Below are 18,618 nucleotides of genomic sequence, written 5' to 3'. Positions count from 1 at the left end.
GCAAACAGCCTCTCTGTTTGCGCGGCAGAGATAGTCTTGCGGCATCACCCGAACCGGGAGCCCGATGATGTCCGCACATTTTGCCCGCTCGCACCGCCATGAAGCACTTGATCGCCTCGCCGACCGGCGGCTGCTGCGCGAACTCGCCTATGTCGCTGGCCACTGGACGGCGAGCGAGACCGCGGAGAGTTTCGAGGTGACCGATCCGGCCACCGGATCCACCGTCGCTTTCGTTGCCGCGCTCGATGCCCGGCAGACCACATTGGCGATCGATGCGGCATCGCGCGCCTTTCCTGCCTGGCGCGCATTGCTGCCGCAGGAACGGTCGAAAATCTTGCGAAAATGGTTCGATCTGATCGTCGCCGCCAAAAATGACCTGGCCCTGCTGATGACGCTAGAGCAAGGCAAGCCGCTGAAGGAATCGCGCGGCGAGATCGACTATGCCGCCTCTTTTGTCGAATGGTATGCCGAGGAGGCCAAACGTCTCAACGCCGAAGGCGTCACCAGCCATCTGCCAAATGCCGAGATGGTGGTGCGACGCGAACCGCTTGGTGTCGTCGGCGTCGTCACGCCGTGGAATTTTCCCGCGGCCATGCTGACCCGCAAGGCGGCGGCCGCCCTCGCCGCCGGCTGCACCATCGTCGCGCATCCTTCCTCGGAAACGCCGCTGTCTGCACTGGCGTTGGCCGAGCTTGGCGAACGTGCCGGCCTGCCGGCTGGCGTGTTCAACGTCCTCTCCGGCAGGGCTTCGATCATCGTCGGGCGGATGTGCGAAGACCCGCGCGTTCGCGCCATGAGCTTCACCGGCTCGACCGAGATCGGCAGGCTGATCGCCGCGCAAAGTGCGCCGACGATGAAGCGTCTTGTGATGGAGCTTGGCGGTCATGCGCCTCTGATCGTCTTCGCCGACGCCGATCTCGACAAGGCTGTGACCATCGCCGTCGACGCTAAATTCGCGACCTCCGGCCAGGACTGCCTCGCCGCCAACCGCATCTATGTCCAGCGCCCGATCTACGACCGTTTTTGCGCCGCCTTCACCAAGCGCATCGAGACGTTGCGGACCGGCAATGGCCTGGCTGACGACACCGACATCGGGCCGTTGATGCACGAGCGCGGCGTCAAGAAGATCGAAGAGCAGGTCGCCGATGCGCTGGCTGGTGGCGCGCGCTGCCTCACCGGCGGTGGCCGCCATGTGGCTGGGCCGCTGTTCTACCAGCCGACCCTGCTCGCCGACGTTGGAGACGACGCGCTGATCATGCGCGAGGAGACCTTCGGTCCGGTTGCGGCCGTGACGCCTTTCGACAGCGAAGACGAAGTCGTCGCCCGCGCCAATGCGACAGAATACGGGCTCGTCGCCTATGTCGTCACTGAAAACGGCGGCCGGCAATTGCGCATGGGCCGCGCGCTCGACTATGGCATGGTCGCCATCAACCGCGTCAAGATCACCGGCGCGCCGGTCCCGTTCGGCGGCGTCAAGCAGTCCGGCATCGGTCGCGAGGGCTCGCGTCACGGGCTCGAAGCCTTTACCGATCTCAAATATCTCTGCCTGGACGTGGCCTAGAACCGCGCCCGACACTTTTCCTTAGGAGTAAAAAAGATGCTCGACCAGTCAAACGAACTCGCCGCCTGGGATCGCGATCACTTCTTCCATCCCTCGACCCATATGGGAACGCACGCGCGTGGCGAGAGCCCGACGCGGGTGATCGCCGGTGGCGAAGGCGTCACCATCTGGGACAATAACGGTCGCAAGAGCATCGATGCCTTCGCCGGGCTCTACTGCGTCAATGTCGGCTATGGCCGCCAGAAGATAGCCGACGCCATCGCCGCGCAGGCCAAGAACCTCGCCTATTACCACGCCTATGTCGGGCACGGCACCGAGGCATCGATCACGCTTTCCAAGATGATCATCGACCGCGCGCCGCAAGGCATGTCGAGGGTCTATTTCGGCCTCTCCGGTTCCGATGCCAACGAAACCAACATTAAGCTGATCTGGTACTACAACAATGTGCTCGGCCGGCCCGAGAAGAAGAAGATCATCTCGCGCTGGCGCGGTTATCACGGCTCCGGGATCATGACCGGATCGCTGACCGGCCTCGACCTGTTCCACAACGCCTTCGATCTGCCGCGTGCGCCGGTCCTGCACACCGAGGCGCCCTACTATTTCCGCCGCGCCGACCGCTCGCTGAGCGAGGAGCAGTTTTCGCAATACTGTGCCGACAAGCTCGAGGAGATGATTCTCGCCGAAGGGCCGGAGACGGTCGCCGCGTTCATCGGTGAGCCTATCCTCGGCACCGGCGGCATCGTGCCGCCGCCGGCCGGCTACTGGGAGAAGATCCAGGCGGTGCTGAAGAAGTACGACGTGCTTCTGGTTGCCGACGAGGTCGTCACCGGCTTCGGCCGGCTGGGCACCATGTTCGGCTCCGACCACTACGGCATCAAGCCCGACCTGATCACCATCGCCAAGGGCCTGACCTCGGCCTATGCGCCGCTCTCCGGCGTCATAGTCTCAGACAAGGTCTGGCAGGTGCTCGTCCAAGGCTCCGACAAGCTCGGCTCGCTCGGCCATGGCTGGACCTATTCGGCGCACCCGATCTGCGTCGCCGCCGGCGTCGCCAACCTGGAACTGATCGACGAGATGGACCTGGTGCGGAACGCCGGCGAGACCGGCGCCTATCTCCGCGCCGAGCTGACGAAAGCCGTCGGCGGCCACAAAAACGTCGGCGAGGTGCGCGGCGACGGCATGCTGGCGGCGATCGAGTTCGTCGCCGACCGGGACGACCGCGTATTCTTCGACGCCTCGCAAAAGATCGGACCGCAGGTCGCGACCGCGCTTGCGGCAAGCGGCGTCATCGGCCGCGCCATGCCGCAGGGCGACATTCTCGGTTTCGCGCCGCCGCTCTGCCTGACGCGGGAAGAGGCTGATATCGTCGTGTCGAAGACGGCCGACGCGGTGAAGAGCGTGTTTGCAAACATCTGAAGAGCCGACATGAATGCCATGACCAAAACCCTCCCCGCCACCATGGCCGCCGTGCAGCTGATCGGGCACGGCGGGCCGGAAAAGCTCGTCTATCGCACCGACGTGAAAGTGCCCTCGCCCGCCCGGGGCGAGGTGCTGGTCAAGGTCACCGCTTGCGGCATGAACAACACCGATGTCTGGGTGCGCCAGGGCGCCTATGGCACGGAGGAGGATGCCGCCGCTGTGTCGACCTGGCGTCGTCAGGGCAATACGCTGAGCTTCCCGCGCATCCAGGGCACCGACACGGTCGGCAACATCATTGCCGTCGGCGACGGCGTCTCGCCGGCCCGCATCGGCGAGCGGGTGATGGTCGATTTCTCCATCTACAATCGCGACGACGATTCACTCGCCGACATCGACTATATGGGCCATGGCCGCGACGGCGGCTATGCCGAATACCAGGCAGTACCGTCCGAAAACGCCCATGTCGTCGACACCGATCTGAGCGATGTCGAGCTTGCCACTTTCTGCTGCGCCTATCTCACCGGCGAGCAGATGTTGGAACGCGCCGCATTGAAAGCCGGCGAGCGTGTGCTTGTCACCGGCGCCTCTGGCGGCGTCGGCTCCGGCATCGTGCAGCTGGCGCGGGCGCGCGGCGCCATTCCCTATGCGGTTGCCGGCAAGGGCAAGGAACAGGCCGTGCGTGAGATCGGCGCCGAGGCGGTGATCACCCGTGGCGTTGCCGATCTGCCGGCCGCCGTCAGCGCGGCGACCGGCGGGCGGCCAATCGATGTGGTCGCCGACCTGGTCGGCGGCGCCATCTTCAATGACCTCTTGCGCATCTTGAGGCCCGAAGGCCGCTACACCACGGCCGGCGCGATCGCCGGCCCGGTCGTCCAGCTCGACCTGCGCACCATGTACCTGAAACAGCTCCAACTGCATGGCTCGAGCCAGGGCACGCGGGCGGATTTCCGCCGCATAGTGCGCTACATCGAGGACAAGAAAATCCGGCCGCTGGTCGGCGGCGTCTACAAGCTGTCCGATTTCCATCGCGCCCAGGCGGATTTCATCGCCAAGGATTTCGTCGGCAAGCTGGTGGTCGTTCCGGATGCGGCCGCCAAAATAGCGCGTCGACCACAAACGCCTATGACAGGCTCGGGCCGTTCGTGGACGCGGTGAGGTCGAGCGCCACATCCAAGCAGCGTTTTCGTGATGGCTTTGTTTATCTGAATGAGCAAAACCCATTCTGATTTGGCTGCACGCCGGCAACAAGGATTCCTGACCTCTCCTGCGGCGTTATAAGGTTTTCGCGATTTTCTTATAACCCCCGCTTGCGTCCCTTGAGGTCATGGCGCTATAAGAGAACCGCATTTTTCTTATAACCGGAGCCGCCCGACATGAAGACGGTCGACCTCGTTTACCGCACGATGTATGCGGAACTCGTCCAGCGATCCTTGGACGCAGCCTTCGAAACGGATTTCCCTACGACGGGCAATCTCGTCAAGGTGCCCGTCAAGGGCAAGGTATACTGGTATTTCGAGGAAACGCAGCCGACGAAGACGCGACGGTATGTCGGGCCTGACAGCGATCCCGAGATTGCAAAACGCGTTGAATCCTTCCGTCAGATCAAGGACGACCTCCGCGCCCGCAGGAAGCTGGTATCCACGCTCGTGCGCGAGGCAGGGCTGACAGAACCCGAAAGGTTCACCGGGGATGTCGTCGAGGCGCTGGGGAAGGCTGGCATCTTCCGCTTGCGCGGCGTCCTGGTCGGCACAGTCGCCTTTCAGTCCTACGCGGGCTATCTGGGCGTGAAGCTGCCCGGTGCAGCGTTGCAGACGGGCGATGCAGACTTCGCCCTATTCCATTCCGTGTCGGCCGCGGTCGAGGACAGCCTGCCGCCCATCCTCGAAATCTTGAGGGAGATCGACCCAACCTTCAGGGAAATCCCTCACAGATCAGATCCCGAACACGCGACGCAATTCGAGAACGCAGTCCGATACAAGGTCGAGTTCCTTACACCGAACACGGGCAGCGATGACTACGCCGATCATGCAACCTCGATGCCGTCTTTGGGCGGTGCATCCGCGCAGCCTCTTCGGATTCTCGATTTCCTGATCCACGAACCAATCAGAACTGTGCTGCTGCATCGATCGGGAGTGCCTGTCGTGGTACCGTCGCCCGGACGATATGCGGTTCACAAGCTGATTGTTGCCTCGCGCCGACAGAACAACGCAAACGGCGTGGGCAAGCGGGAAAAGGATGTCCGCCAGGCAGCACTTCTGGTCGAGGCACTGGAAGCTACCCGTCGCCAGGACGATCTCGCCATCGCGTTTTCGGAAGCGTGGGACAGGGGGAAACATTGGCGTGAAGCGATACAAAAAGGACTTGGCTTGATTCCCCAGAAACAGCGTGGCGACGTCGAGGCGACGATCGTCAACGCACTTTCAGGAATCGGCGAGGAACTGGAAGGATTCAGCGGCTCATCTGCGAAAACAAAGCACGGAGACTAAACGGCAGCAACGGGTGTGGAGGGTAACCTTCTGCCAGCCGTCGCCGAGGCGTTTTTGTTTTCAGGTTTCAAAATCGACTTTGCCTATTCAGCTCTGCGATCGGACCTGCTTGGCGGCAGCCTCGAGCGACCGTTCAAACGCGTCGATCACCTGGTCGACCTGCGGCTCGGTGATGATCAGCGGCGGGCAGAAAGCCAGCGCATCGCCCATATTGCGCGAGATGACGCCGTTCTGCTGCATGAAGCCGTTGACGAGTCCGCCCAAGGCACCAACCGTGCCCCACGGCGTCTTGTTCGCCTTGTCGCTGACCAGCTCGACCGCCGCGATCAGGCCGACGCCGCGCACCTCGCCGACAAGCGGGTGCGAAGCGAGCGTGCGCAGCCGCTTCTGCAAATGCGCGCCGACCGCACGCGCATTGCCGACAAGGTCGCGCTCCTCGATCAGCTTCAGGTTCTCGAGCGCGACCGCTGCCGCAACAGGATGGCCGCCGCCGGTGAAGCCGTGGCCGAAGGTGCCGATACGGTTGCTTTCGTCGGCGATCGGCTCAAATACCTTCTCGTTGATCAGCAGGGCCGAGATCGGCAGGTAGGACGAAGAGATCTGCTTCGACAGCACCATGATGTCGGGCCTGATGCCGAAGGTCTGCGAGCCGAACATCTCACCTGTTCGGCCAAAGCCGCAGATCACCTCGTCGGCGATGAGCAGGATGTCGTATCTCCATAGCACCGCCTGTATCTTCTCCCAGTAGCCGGCCGGCGGAACGATGACGCCGCCGGCGCCCATGATCGGTTCGCCGAAAAAGGCGGCGATGGTTTCCGGTCCTTCGGCGAGGATCAGCTTTTCCAGCTCGTCGGCAAGCCGCGTCGAAAACAGCTCTTCGCTTTCACCCGGCAGCGCCTCGCGCCAATGGTGCGGCGTCGAGGTGTGCAGCACATTGGCGATCGGCAGATCGAACGAAGTGTGGTTGTTGGGCAGTCCGGTCAGGCTCGCCGAGGCGATGGTGACGCCGTGATAGCCCTTCTTGCGGCTGATGATCTTCTTGCGCGCCGGCTGGCCGAGCGCATTCGACCGGTACCAGATCATCTTCATGGCCGTATCGTTGGCCTCGGAGCCGGAATTGGTGAAATACGCCTTGCTCATCGGTACCGGCGCCATCTGCACCAGTCTCTCGGCGAGATCGATCAGCGGCGAATGCGATTTGGAGCCGAAATCGTGATAGTAAGGCAGCTTCGACATTTGCCGTACTGCCGCATCGACCAGCCGCTTCTCCGAAAAGCCGACCGCGACGCTCCAGAGCCCCGCCATCGCCTCGATATAGCGGTTGCCGGCAAGGTCCTCGACATAGATGCCGTCGCCCTTCTCGATGACGAGCGGCCCCGACTCCTGATGCTTGCGCGCATTCGTATAGCCATGCATGTGAAAGCTTATGTCGCGGGCTTCGGGTGAATTCGGTCTTGCGTCCATGACGGCTCCTGTGCTGCACGCGGAACAGTCCTGCCGCCGGTCCGGCTCAGCAGGTCCCCGTGCGTTATGCCGTTTGATGCATCTTTCTCGAACGGTATAGTGTCAAGCGCTTTCGACAGGGCCAGCGGATGGATGGACGCATGCAGAACTTCGGCTTGACCTAACCGTGGACCATGTCGACTGCATTGTCGCCGGCGCCGGCGTTGTTGGCCTGGCGATCGCGCGAGAGATGGCGCAGCGCGGCATCGATACGCTGGTCCTGGAAGCCGAGAGCGCTATCGGCACCGGGACAAGTTCGCGCAATTCCGAGGTCATCCATGCCGGCCTCCACTATCCGGTTGGATCGCTGAAAGCCCGGTTCTGCGTGGCCGGCCGGGAAAGACTCTATCGCTATTGCGAGGAGCGGGCGATCCCGCACGCGCGCTGCGGGAAGGTCATCGTTGCCACAAATGCCGAACAGGAGCCGGTGCTCGCCTCAATCCGGGCCAATGCACGCGCTTGCGGCGCCGGCGACCTGTTGCGCTTGAGCGATGCCGAGGCGCATACGCTGGAGCCCAGCCTTAAGTGCACGGCGGCGCTGCTGTCGCCCGCCACCGGCATCATCGACAGCCATGCCCTGATGCTCGCCCTGTTGGGCGACGCCGAGGAGCACGGGGCGGCACTTAGTCTCAACACGCGCATCGCCTCCGGCCGCATCGAAGCAGGCCGCGTCGTGCTCGAGACGGTGGACGCTGCCGGCGGCGAGCGCTTCGAGATCGCCACTCCGCGTTTCGTCAATGCCGCCGGGCTTGGCGCGGCAGCACTTGCAGGTTCGCTTGAAGGGCTCAATCAGCAATTCGTGCCAAAGCTCCATTATGCCAAGGGCAATTATTTTTCGGTGGCCGGCCGGGCGCCCTTCTCGCGATTGGTCTATCCGGTGCCCGAACCCGGCGGGCTCGGTGTTCATCTGACGCTCGATCTCGACGGCGTCGCCCGCTTCGGGCCGGACGTCGAATGGACCGATCAACTCGACTATCGCGTCGACCCGGCTCGTGGCGAGCGCTTCTACAGCGAGATCCGCAAATACTGGCCGGACCTGGCCGATGGCAGCCTGCAACCCGCTTACAGCGGCATCCGGCCAAAACTGTCCGGTCCCGGTGAGGCCAATGCCGACTTCGTCGTCCAGGACGTGGCGGTGCACGGCGTGGATAGCCTGGTCAATCTGTTCGGCATCGAAAGCCCCGGCCTGACCTCCTGCCTGACGATTGCCGACCATGTCGCGCAGTGCCTCGCGCCGAAGTTGTAGCGTGCGGCGCCACGCGCCATGATCTGCACTGTATCAAGGCGCATTGCGTGAACTTTCAGACGCAAGTCGCCTATGAGGCACATCGCGCACTTGCAGCCCGCTCCGCGCTCTGATTCCCTGCATTCTGGGCTGTCCTGATTCGCACTGCCCGGTTCAGAGTTTTCGCAGTGCGCCCGGGACAAGCTTCCAGCGACCACTCGGCGTATCCAGGGAGAACGGCAATGAACACCGCGACGAGGCCGGTAATCTCGGAGATGAGGCCCAAGATCACCGTCGTCGGGGTCGGCGGCGGCGGCGGCAACGCCGTCAACAACATGATCGCCGAAGGCCTGCAGGGTGCGGAATTCATCGTCGCCAACACCGATGCCCAGGCCCTTGCCATGTCGAAGGCAACGAGGCTGATCCAGTTGGGCGCTCATATCACGGAAGGTCTCGGCGCCGGGTCCCTGCCCGAGGTCGGCCGTGCCGCGGCCGTGGAATCCATCGACGAGATCATGGATCACCTTGCTGGAACGCACATGTGCTTCGTGACCGCCGGCATGGGAGGCGGAACCGGCACCGGTGCCGCGCCTGTTATAGCGCAGGCAGCGCGGGCAGCTGGAATACTGACCGTCGCAGTCGTTACCAAGCCATTTGTCTTCGAAGGCAGGCGCCGCATGTACGCTGCCGATGAGGGCATCGAGCGCCTGCGCGAAAGCGCCGATACCGTCATCGTCATTCCCAACCAGAACCTGTTCAGGATCGCCGACGCCAGAACCACGTTCGCCGACGCCTTCGCCATGGCCGACCAGGTCCTCTATGCGGGTGTCGGCTGCATCACCGATCTGATCGTCAAGGAAGGCCTGATCAATCTCGACTTCGCCGATGTGAAGTCGGTGATGCGCGACATGGGCCGCGCCATGATGGGGACCGGCGAGGCCGCCGGAGAAGGCCGCGCCAAGAAGGCGGCGGAAGCGGCAATCGCCAACCCGCTGCTCGACGAAGCTTCGATGATGGGCGCCAAAGGCGTCCTTGTCTCGATATCGGGCGGCATGGACATGACGCTGTTCGAGGTCGACGAAGCCGCTACCCGCATCCGCGAGGAGGTCGACAACGATGCCGACATCATCGTCGGCGCCATCTTCGACAAGGCACTCGCCGGAAAATTCAGGGTGTCGGTCGTGGCGACCGGCTTGCGGCGTGGCCTGGAGATTCCACTGCTTGCCGAACCGGAAGTTCGCATGAACTGAACGCGTATCGCTGCAACTCGCTCAGCCGACTGCCAGCCTCGCGTCACCAGGGCCGCGCGCCGTCGATGACTTCCATGGCGCGTACAGCAAAACAGCCGGCCAGCGGTGCCACATCCGCCGCATCGGCCGCAACCGCGCTGCCGGCCAGCACGCGGTCGGCGATGCCGACGAAGATCACGGCAAAGCGGAACATGGCAAACACCAGATGGAACCGCTGCAGCGGCGCCGTCGGCACGGCGTGGGCGAAGTAATGATCGAGGAATTCGCGCTGTGTCGGAATCCCGAGGGCTGCCTGATCAAGCCCGAGGATGCCGCCATATTCGTCCGATGAGGAATGCCAGGGCATCGAGCAGAAGCCGAGATCAGCAAGCGGATGGCCGAGGGTCGATAACTCCCAGTCGAGTATGCCGATGACCTCGGGCCGCTCGGGGTGAAAGATGAGATTGCCGAGACGGAAATCGCCATGCGCGATCGAAACGTGGCCATCATCTGGCGGAAGATGTCGCGGCAGCCATTCGGCGACGGCTTCGAGCGCGGCAATGCGCTCGCTCGGCGACTCCCGCAACTGTCTGGTCCAGCGCGCGATCTGTCGCTCAAAATAGTTCCCGGGACGGCCATAGTCGCCGAGCCCAACCTCTTCCGGCCGGACGGCGTGCAGCTTTGCCAGCGCCTCGGCCATGCCGAAATAGATGCCGCGCCGCTCGTCCGGCGTCAGTCCCGGCAACGCGCCATCGTGGAACACCCGGCCGTCGAGCCGCTGCATCAGATAGAACGGCGTGCCGAGCGGCTCGTCGCCGTCGTGATAGAGCACCGGCCGCGGCACCGGCACCTTTGTCGATGCTAGCGCCTCGATCACACGGTACTCGCGATCGACCGCATGAGCGCCGCGCAGGATCGGTCCCGGAGGTTTCTTGCGCAGAACCATGCGGCGGCCGCCATAGTCGACGAAATAGGTCGGGTTGGATTGGCCGCCGACGATCCGCTCAAGCGACATTTGGCCATCGCCAAAATGCGCTCTCAGAAAATCCTCCAGGCGTACTGGATCGAAATCCATCCTCATTGCCGGCTCAGCGGTTCCCGCCGCGACCTGTTTCGTCTTGTCTGCCGGCTTCGACATGCCAGCGCCAGAAGCCCGCACCTTCCTCGTTGAGAAAGCGGTTGAGCACCATCTTGTGGACCTCGTCGGCGCCGTCGACCAGGCGAGCCTGGCGGGCGTAGCGGTAGATCCATTCGAGTACAGTGTCTTTCGAATAGCCGCGGGCGCCGTTGATCTGGATCGCCACGTCGGCGGCGTCATGCAGCACGTTGGCGACCTGGATCTTGGCCATGGAGACCTCCTTGCGGGCAAAGCCGCCGCGATCGAGCTCCCAGGCCGCCTTCATCACCAGCAGCCGCCCGATCTCGATGCGCATGGCAAGGTCGCCGAGCATCAGCTGGGTACTCTCACGGTCGGCCAAAAGCTGCCCGAAACCGCTACGCTCGGCGGCATAGGCGCGCGCGATTTCGATGCAGCGCTTGGCAACGCCAAGCCAGCGCATGCAATGGGTAAGCCGCGCCGGACCGAGCCGGACCTGTGTAACCATGAGGCCGCTGCCTTCGCCGGCAAGCACATCCTCGACCGGGACTTCAAGACCGTCGAATTCCAGCTCGCAATGGCCGCCATGTTCTTCCGGTCCCATGATCTCGATGCGCCGCAGGATCCGCCAGCCCGGCTGATCCTTGTGGAACAGCAAGGCCGAAAGGCCGTGACGCGGATCGTCCGAAGTGCGCGCTACGAGAATGAAGTGGCTCGCCTCTTGCGCGCCGGTGATAAACCATTTGCGGCCTTTGACGACATATCTGTCGCCACGCCGTTCGGCTCTGGTCATGATCATCGAGGGGTCGGAGCCGCCGCCCGGATGCGGCTCCGTCATTGCGAAAGCCGAACGCACCTTGCCCTCGACGATCGGCTTCAGCCATCTTTGCTTCTGCTCCGGCGTTCCCAATCGTTCCAGCACCATCATGTTGCCGTCGTCGGGGGCCGCGGAATTGAACACGACCGGACCGAAGATCGAGCGGTTCATCTCTTCATAGCAGACGGCCATATCCACCTTGGAAAGGCCGGCCCCGCCGGTCTCGGGTTTGAGCTGCAGGCACCACAGGCCGGCTGCTTTCGCCTTGCCCCGCAGCGTTTCAAGCAGCGGCAGCGCAATATTGCCATGGCCGTCATAGCAAGCCTTGTCAGCCTCGAGCGGCAGGATTTCGCGCTCGACGAAATCGGCGATCCGGCTGCGGAAGGCCTCGGTTCGGACGGAAATGTCGAAATTCATGGCGCTCACAAGGATGAAACGAGATGCCGCCATCGGCTCCGATGGTCGCGCCGGTAGTGTAACTGCCGTCGTTGAATGGGAGCAACAGCAGTTCGCCGGCCGTTCCTTGCGCACGTCAAAGCGCCGGTTCGATATGGATCGATGCCGGCGTGCTGCCGATGGCGGTCGAATTCCAGGATCAAAGAGTACTCAGGTTTCGTATGGCTAACGTCCGCGACAATGCTCAGATCAATTCGAGGACAGCGCAGCCATAGCCGTCCAGCGTCAACACTCCGGAGACAGGTCCTTCGCTATCGAGCAGGTTGCTGCCGAAGGGAACGCCGGTTACCGTAACGGGCGTGTCTTTGACGTTTTGCACGAACAGCAGCCGGCGTTCGTCATTCTCGCGCATCGTGACCTCGACGCCGTCCGGCAGATCCGGAACCAGAGGCTCCACATTCGCATCCACGAAAGTGCGCGTAGCGAGTTGAGCTGTCAGCTCCGGGGTTAGATAAGTGCCGACATAGAGCACACGGCCCTTGCCGACGGCGCGGGAGGTAATTGCAGGCGTTCCCGCCGCATAGCGGTTCGACCAAACCCCTACAATTTCGACTTCCGGTTCGACTGCGAGGTTCTCATAGAAATAACCGGCATCGAACTCGTGGTTTCCGACGGTAAAACGACGGATACGGCGGCTGGATTCGGCCGGTCTGTCGGGAGGAATGACGAGCCCGCCGGAGCGCGACATGGTATTGAACAGGCCATTGGCCCCAGGTGCCGCCAGCCGCCCGAAATCCTCGACGCGAACGCCGGTCAGCTTCGACAGCGACTGGCCCGGCGCTGTCTCGCGGATGACGTGGTTGTTTTCGTCGCGGGTTCCCGTGCGCGCGCCGATGATGACGGTACCGCCATTTTCGGCAAAGGCTTGCAGCCGCCCGGTCCAGCTGTCCTTCCAGATCACCCAATGCGGCACGTAGAACACCTTGAGCTTCGACAGATCGTCTTCCGGGTGGATGAAGCCGCAGGCGATGCCGCGGTCATAGCAATACTGATGCAGCAAGGTTGCGTCATCCTGCGGACTTGGCAGGCCGATGGGGAAGGTCTTGTGGGCTTCCTGATTGTCGAAGTCCGAGCCGGCGATGCCGACATCCATCCGCACATGGGTGCCCAGGATCTTGTCTTTAAGCGCCGTCATCTCGGTGGCGAACTGCCTGGCTTCGTCATAGCGGCGGCGAGCGACATCATCGTGATCGATGATGCCCATCCAGTATATCTCGGCGCCGAAATGCGCGGGGCGCCAGCGGAAGAACATGATCCCATCGGCGCCACGCGCAACCGACGACATCGCCATGCGTCGCATTTCGCCCGGCTCCGGCGTCAGCGTGCAGAAGCCCGGCTGGGCGCCAAAGCCCGACTGTTGTTCCGGCACTATGTAGTTGCCGGAAAATCCCCTGCAGATGTCGAGATGCAGCGCCTGGATCTTGGCGTGATTGCCGAGGCGAAAGAACTCGTCATAGAGGAACGGATAGATGTCGTAGCCGACGAAGTCGAGATCGGTGGAGAATTGGCCGCGAAAGTCGATGTCACGCAATCCGCCGAGATTGTGGAAGATGAACCAACCGGCATTCGCTTTTCTCAGGATCTCGACCTGGTCGTGCTGGAACCGTGCTGTCGAAAAGGCGAGAAAACGGTGGTAGTCCTGGAGGTGACCGGGACCGGGAAAGGACGGTGAGAATTCCAGCGGGAAGACAATTTCGCTGAAATCGCCGTAAGCCGTCGCCCAGAAGTCGCCACCCCAGGCGAAGTTCAGCCTGTCTATCGTCTGGTAGGTTTCCTGGAGATAAGCCTGGAATTCCTTCAATGCCGACGGCGAGTAGGATTCCGGCATGCTGGTGTTGAGTTCGTTGTCGGTCTGCCAGCCAATGACATTTGCGTTGTCGCGGTAGTGGTCCACCATCGCCCTGGTAATCTTGCGGCTATAGTCGCGAAACACCGGGCTGCTGGTGTCGGCATACTGGCGCGAGCCGTGGCCCATCGACCGGCCATTTCCATCAAGCCGCAGGATTTCCGGATGCTTTGCGGTCAGCCAGCGCGGCGGGGTGGCGGTCGGCGTGCACAGGATCGTGTTGACGCCGTGACGCGCGAGGCCCTCGATTGCCCGGTCGAACAGGTCGAAATCGAAGGTGCCTTCACGCGGTTCGAAAATGTGCCAGGCGAATTCGCCGAGGCGGGCGACGTTGAAGCCGGCCTCGGCCATGCGCCGGGCGTCGTTGTCCCAGTAACTCTCGTCCACATGTTCGGGGTAGTGCGGCGCGCCGACCAGAAAGCGGTCGGTCTGGATCGTGCGCCAGACCGACAGGGCGCGGCCTCTTGAAGTCTTGTTCACGAAGGATACTCCTGCAGATCAGTCGGTGATGGTGGATTTGCGGGCACTGATTGTCCGCTCATCGACAGAGGAAAAGAGATAGACGTCACGCGGCTCGACCTTGAAGCCGACGGTCGCATCGGCAGCGACGGCACTCGCATGGCCGATCTGGACGGTGACGTTGCCGCTGCCGCTTTCAGAACTGACGCATTGCAGCGGGCCGGCGTCGGCATAGAGGATGGTCTCGCGGCCGAGATGCTCGACCAGCCGCACCCGTGCGGCAAAACTCGCTGTCCCTTCCGCGGCCAAGCTGATGCTCTCGGGCCGAATCCCCATCGTCACCCTATCGCCGACCTGTACGGATGCCGCTTCCGTCAGTTCGACAGTCAAAGGAGAAAGACCGGCGGTCGACAGCGTGGCGGCGCCGCCGGAGACAGCGGCGACGGTCACTTCGAAAAAATTCATCCGGGGTGCGCCGAGGAAGCCCGCGACGAAAAGGTTGGCCGGATTGCGATAGAGTTCGAGCGGAGCGCCCACCTGCTCGACCGAGCCGCGATTGAGCACGACGATACGGCTCGCCATTGTCATCGCCTCGGTCTGGTCGTGCGTGACATAGACCATGGTGGCGCCGAGCCTGGCGTGCAGATCGGAAAGCTCGACGCGCATCTGCGTGCGCAGCGCTGCGTCGAGGTTGGACAATGGTTCGTCGAACAGGAACACGTCGGGCGAGCGGGTTATGGCACGGCCGATCGCCACACGCTGACGCTGGCCGCCGGAAAGCTGTTTCGGCCGCTTGTCGAGCTGGTCGGTAATGCGAAGGATCTTGGCGGCTCGCAGCACGGCGGCATCGATCTCGGCCTTGGGGCGATGCGCCATGCGCAGGCCGAAACCCATGTTCTCGGCGACGGTCATATGCGGGTAAAGCGCATAGGACTGGAAGACCATGGCAATGCCGCGCTCACCCGGCTCGGTGGTGGTGACATCACGGCCGTTGATCAGAATCTTACCGGTCGAGACGGTTTCAAGCCCGGCGATGATCTTCAACAGCGTTGACTTGCCACAGCCGGACGGCCCGACGGTGACAATGAACTCGCCCTGTTCGACGCTGAGATCGATGCCGCGCAGCGCGTGGTAGCTGCCATAATTCTTTTGTATCTGCCGGAGTTCAAGACTGGTCATGGAGCCCTGCTTGCGAAATCAGTTTCGGATCGGGTGGGCGACGCCTTGAAGCCATGGTCGCTCATCCCTTGACCGCTCCCATGGTGAGGCCGGTGATGAAGTGCTTCTGCATTAGGAAGAACATGGCAACCGGCGGCAAAGCCACGACGATGGTGCCGGCCGAGATCAGGTTCCAGGCCGAAACCCATTCGCCGCGCAGGTTGGCCAGGCCAGCGGTTACCGGTTTGACGGTATCGCTGATGGTGAGCACGACCGCCCAGAAATAATCGTTCCAGATGAAGGTGAAGAGCAGGATCGCCAGCGCCGCAAGAGCCGGCCGCACCAGCGGCACCACGACATGTACCAATGTCTGAAACGGTGTCGCGCCCTCGGCCCTGGCGGCCTGAAACAGTTCTCCCGGCAACGCGGCGATGAAGTTGCGCATGAACAGTGTCGCAAACCCGGTCTGGAACGCGATGTGGAAGATGATCAGGGCCGCCATCGTGTCGTAGAGGTTGAGCCGCACCATGAGATCGCGCACCGGGATCATCATGATCTGGTGCGGCAGGAAGTTTCCGCCGACGAACAGGGCGAAGACGAGCATATTGCCGCGAAACCGGTAACGGGCGAGCACGAACCCAGCGAGCGTGCTCAAGATGAGAACGCCCATCACCGAGGGGATTGTGATCGTCAGGCTGTTGAGGAAGTAGCGGGCCATCGGCGTCTGGGTGAAGACCGCCGTGTAGTTGTCGACCAGGCCGAATTGGGTCGGCCAGCCCCACAGATTGCCGCCCATGACATCCTGCGTAGAGCGGAACGAGGTAAGAACGATGGCAAAGAGCGGCGCCAGCCAGACAATCAGGATGCCGACCACCAGCACGACATAGAGGCCACGCTGCCAAATAGCAGTTTCGGGAATCGGGCGGGGAAACATCAGCCGCCTCTTTCATCGGCGCGGATCATCCGCGTCAGGTACCAGGCGATGAAGACCGCCATGATCACGAACAGCACCGAGGCAATGGCCGCGCCATAGCCGAAGCGGTAGGAAAATATGGACTGCTCGAACATCTGATAGGCAAGCACCTCGGACGAACCGAAGGGGCCGCCGCTGGTCATCACCGAGACCATGTCGAAGGAACGCAGTGCGCCGACGACAGTGACGGCGATGGCGATAAAGGTGACCTGCGTCAGCTGCGGCAACACGATGTGGCGCAGCATGTTCCAGCCCCTGGCGCCGTCGACCCGCCCGGCGCCGATCAGGTCCTCGCTGAGATTGTTGAGGCCGGCGAGATAGAGCACCATGCAGAAGGCGATCTGCGGCCACAACGCTGCGATCACGACGGCGAAGGTGACGAAATTTTCATCCGACAGCACTGCCGGGGCGGTCGCGCCGAAGGTGCGGAAGATCAGGGCGAGAAGTCCGAATTCCGGCGTATAGACCCAGGTGAAGACCACGCCGACGGCAACCGAAGCCAGCACCAGCGGAATGAAGAACAGCGATTTGAGCAGGCGCATGCCGCGGATTTTCTGGTTGACGAGCAGCGCGATGGCGAGGCCGAGCGGCGGCGCCAGCATGAACATCACCAGCCAGATCAGATTGTTCTTCAGCGAAACATAGAACTGCGGGTCGGCGAACAGTTCGCGGTAGTTGCCAAGGCCGATCCAGACCATCGGGCTGAATCCGTCCCATTCGTGCAGGCTGATCCATAGGCTCTCGACCGCAGAGGCCAGAATGACGACGGAAAACAGCACAGCGGCTGGCAGGATCAGAAGTGTCGGTGTCAGCCACCAGCGATGGCGGCGCCAAAGCTTCGTCATTTTGGGAGACCTCATTCACGGAATGCATCGGGGAGCAGAGCACGAACCCCGCTCCCCTCCGCTGGGAGGCGCTAGATCTTGAAGATCCGGCGACGGGTTCCCTCGAGACGCTGAAGAATGGCGTCCCGGCGCTCCGGCTTGGCCATGAATTCCTGGAAGCCGACCAGGCCGGCCTGGGCCATGTCGGGATCAGTATCGCGGTCGTAATATTGCGACGTGCCGGCCACCGTCTTCAGGCTTTCCACAGCCGCGTTGACCAGCGGGTCCTTGCTGGCCGGAAGGTCGTTGCGCGGCGGGACGTTGCCGCCGGGTTCCAGATAGGGGCCGAAATTTTCCGGCTGGTAGAAGAAGGCGAGGAACTCGCGAGCACCCGCCTTGTTCTTGGCGTTGGCCGGGATGTGGACCGAATTGACCGAGAATTCTTCGTAGCGGTCGAGGGCGCCGTCAATCTTCGGGAAAGGGGCGAATGTCAGCTGCTCGAGATCCTGCTCAGGGAAAGTAGCTTTCACGAAGGCACCGAGGTTCATCATGCCGGCCTTCTTCTGGGCGAGGAAGGCGCCGGCCTCCTGCCAGCCGAACGACGTCTGATCCGGGGTGAAGAAACCCTGCTTGATCAGCTCTTCCCAGTGGTCGAAAACAGGCGTCAGCGCCGGGTCGGTGTAAGCCATCTTGCCGTTCATCAAGGCAAAATGCTTGTCGAGACCGTTGATCCGCAGGTTCATCTGGTCGAACCATCCGGCCGCCGGCCAGAGTTCCTTGGTGCCGATGCTGACGGGAATAAGGCCGGCAGCCTTGGACTTCTGGCCGTAAGCAAGGAATTCGTCCCAGGTCGCCGGCACCGTCAGTCCGTGCTCGGCAAAGACGTCCTTGCGATAGAACATGCCCCACATCGTGCCGCCAGTCGGCAGGCCATACTGCTTGCCGTCGACAGTGACGGCACCGGTCGTGGCACCCAGCACGTCCTTGTACTTTTCCTTCTCGAACAGATCCGAGATGTCGTCGAACAGGCCGCGGGTGACGAAGGCGCGCATGCGGTTTCCGGAGAACCAGAAGCAGACATCCGGCGCGCCGGCGACAAGGTAGTTGCGGATCGCGGTCTTGTGGGCCTCGTGATCCATATTGTTGATCACAACCTTGGTGCCGGACTGCTTCTCGAAATCGGCCGCGATGCGCCGCAAGATCCGCAGGGCATCGGCATTGTTTTCGTCTGAAATGATGGTGACTTCGCTCGACTGGCTGAGTGCCGGCATCGGGAAGCCCGCGAGAGCTCCAGCAGAAATGCCCCCGGCTCCCTTCAGGAAATTGCGCCGCGTCGACGGCTTTTCAATCCACTTGAACGTCATTGTTACTCCTCCCGTGTTGTCAATTCTCTACTGGCACACCGGCCGGCGCGGTTGTTCTTCTCAACGGCACGGCTCACCTCCCGGGCAAGGGAATATGCTTGCCCGCTGCTTCAGAGCGCGGTGACATTGCTAACCGGATTAATTTCGCTGACCCCCGGTTCGGGTGTTGAACAGTCGGGCAAACTTACGCATATGTTTTCTC

Annotated in this window: 14 protein-coding genes; 6 read left to right on the top strand and 8 right to left on the bottom strand. The window is 62.4% G+C overall.

The genetic code is table 11. The annotated features are described in order from the left end of the window. The first annotated feature begins 67 nt into the window (after nucleotides 1-67). The 4 genes from NKI24_RS04430 (at nucleotide 68) to NKI24_RS04415 (ending at nucleotide 5,466) form a co-directional block, all read left to right on the top strand. Entirely contained in the window at nucleotides 68-1,561 is a 1,494-nt protein-coding gene (locus NKI24_RS04430) for an NAD-dependent succinate-semialdehyde dehydrogenase (protein WP_352743794.1), read from the top strand. Between the two features lie 36 nt (nucleotides 1,562-1,597). Next, nucleotides 1,598-2,977: an aspartate aminotransferase family protein gene (locus NKI24_RS04425; protein ID WP_352743591.1), complete on the top strand. Its 1,380-nt coding sequence runs from the start codon at nucleotides 1,598-1,600 to the stop codon at nucleotides 2,975-2,977. Nucleotides 2,978-2,986: 9 nt separating this feature from the next. Beyond that, entirely contained in the window at nucleotides 2,987-4,135 is a 1,149-nt protein-coding gene (locus tag NKI24_RS04420) for an alcohol dehydrogenase family protein (RefSeq protein WP_352743589.1), read from the top strand. Between the two features lie 218 nt (nucleotides 4,136-4,353). Next, entirely contained in the window at nucleotides 4,354-5,466 is a 1,113-nt protein-coding gene (locus NKI24_RS04415) for a nucleotidyltransferase family protein (RefSeq protein WP_352743587.1), read from the top strand. A gap of 87 nt (nucleotides 5,467-5,553) precedes the next feature. On the opposite strand, the gene NKI24_RS04410 is transcribed toward NKI24_RS04415, so the two are convergent. Next, a complete protein-coding gene (locus NKI24_RS04410; protein ID WP_352743585.1) occupies nucleotides 5,554-6,930 on the bottom strand; it encodes an aspartate aminotransferase family protein in 1,377 nt (458 codons plus the stop codon). A 166-nt stretch (nucleotides 6,931-7,096) separates the two neighbouring features. Here NKI24_RS04410 and NKI24_RS04405 point away from each other — a divergent pair, with 166 nt between their 5' ends. Then, nucleotides 7,097-8,215 carry an NAD(P)/FAD-dependent oxidoreductase gene (locus NKI24_RS04405; RefSeq protein WP_352743583.1) on the top strand — a complete coding sequence of 373 codons (1,119 nt, stop codon included), beginning with the start codon at nucleotides 7,097-7,099 and terminating at the stop codon, nucleotides 8,213-8,215. A 221-nt stretch (nucleotides 8,216-8,436) separates the two neighbouring features. Beyond that, entirely contained in the window at nucleotides 8,437-9,444 is a 1,008-nt protein-coding gene (gene ftsZ / locus NKI24_RS04400; RefSeq protein WP_352743581.1) for a cell division protein FtsZ, read from the top strand. Between the two features lie 43 nt (nucleotides 9,445-9,487). On the opposite strand, the gene NKI24_RS04395 is transcribed toward ftsZ, so the two are convergent. The 7 genes from NKI24_RS04395 to NKI24_RS04365 all read right to left on the bottom strand — a co-directional run bounded on the left by NKI24_RS04395 (nucleotide 9,488) and on the right by NKI24_RS04365 (nucleotide 18,416). Beyond that, the gene (locus NKI24_RS04395) at nucleotides 9,488-10,504 is read right to left on the bottom strand and encodes a phosphotransferase family protein (RefSeq protein WP_352743792.1); all 1,017 of its coding nucleotides are present in this window, start codon (nucleotides 10,502-10,504) and stop codon (nucleotides 9,488-9,490) included. A gap of 7 nt (nucleotides 10,505-10,511) precedes the next feature. Beyond that, nucleotides 10,512-11,753 (bottom strand): acyl-CoA dehydrogenase family protein, encoded by a 1,242-nt coding sequence (locus NKI24_RS04390; protein ID WP_352743790.1) that lies wholly within the window; start codon nucleotides 11,751-11,753, stop codon nucleotides 10,512-10,514. Between the two features lie 223 nt (nucleotides 11,754-11,976). Next, nucleotides 11,977-14,118 carry a beta-galactosidase gene (locus NKI24_RS04385; protein WP_352743579.1) on the bottom strand — a complete coding sequence of 714 codons (2,142 nt, stop codon included), beginning with the start codon at nucleotides 14,116-14,118 and terminating at the stop codon, nucleotides 11,977-11,979. A gap of 18 nt (nucleotides 14,119-14,136) precedes the next feature. Next, nucleotides 14,137-15,276 carry an ABC transporter ATP-binding protein gene (locus NKI24_RS04380; RefSeq protein ID WP_352743577.1) on the bottom strand — a complete coding sequence of 380 codons (1,140 nt, stop codon included), beginning with the start codon at nucleotides 15,274-15,276 and terminating at the stop codon, nucleotides 14,137-14,139. Nucleotides 15,277-15,337: 61 nt separating this feature from the next. Beyond that, on the bottom strand, nucleotides 15,338-16,189 hold the full coding sequence (locus tag NKI24_RS04375; protein WP_352501346.1) for a carbohydrate ABC transporter permease: 852 nt from the start codon (nucleotides 16,187-16,189) through the stop codon (nucleotides 15,338-15,340). Further along, complete coding sequence (locus NKI24_RS04370; protein WP_023677182.1) at nucleotides 16,189-17,073, bottom strand: carbohydrate ABC transporter permease; 885 nt, start codon at nucleotides 17,071-17,073, stop codon at nucleotides 16,189-16,191. Before NKI24_RS04370 ends, NKI24_RS04375 begins: the two co-directional genes overlap by 1 nt. A gap of 71 nt (nucleotides 17,074-17,144) precedes the next feature. Next, nucleotides 17,145-18,416 carry an ABC transporter substrate-binding protein gene (locus NKI24_RS04365; RefSeq protein ID WP_352473206.1) on the bottom strand — a complete coding sequence of 424 codons (1,272 nt, stop codon included), beginning with the start codon at nucleotides 18,414-18,416 and terminating at the stop codon, nucleotides 17,145-17,147. Between the last annotated feature and the right edge of the window lie 202 nt (nucleotides 18,417-18,618).

The sequence above is a fragment of the Mesorhizobium sp. M0701 genome (assembly GCF_040320365.1).
Lineage (GTDB): Bacteria > Pseudomonadota > Alphaproteobacteria > Rhizobiales > Rhizobiaceae > Mesorhizobium.
Note: the sequence above shows the minus strand (reverse complement) of the source record. Positions and strands in the feature narration are given on the sequence as shown.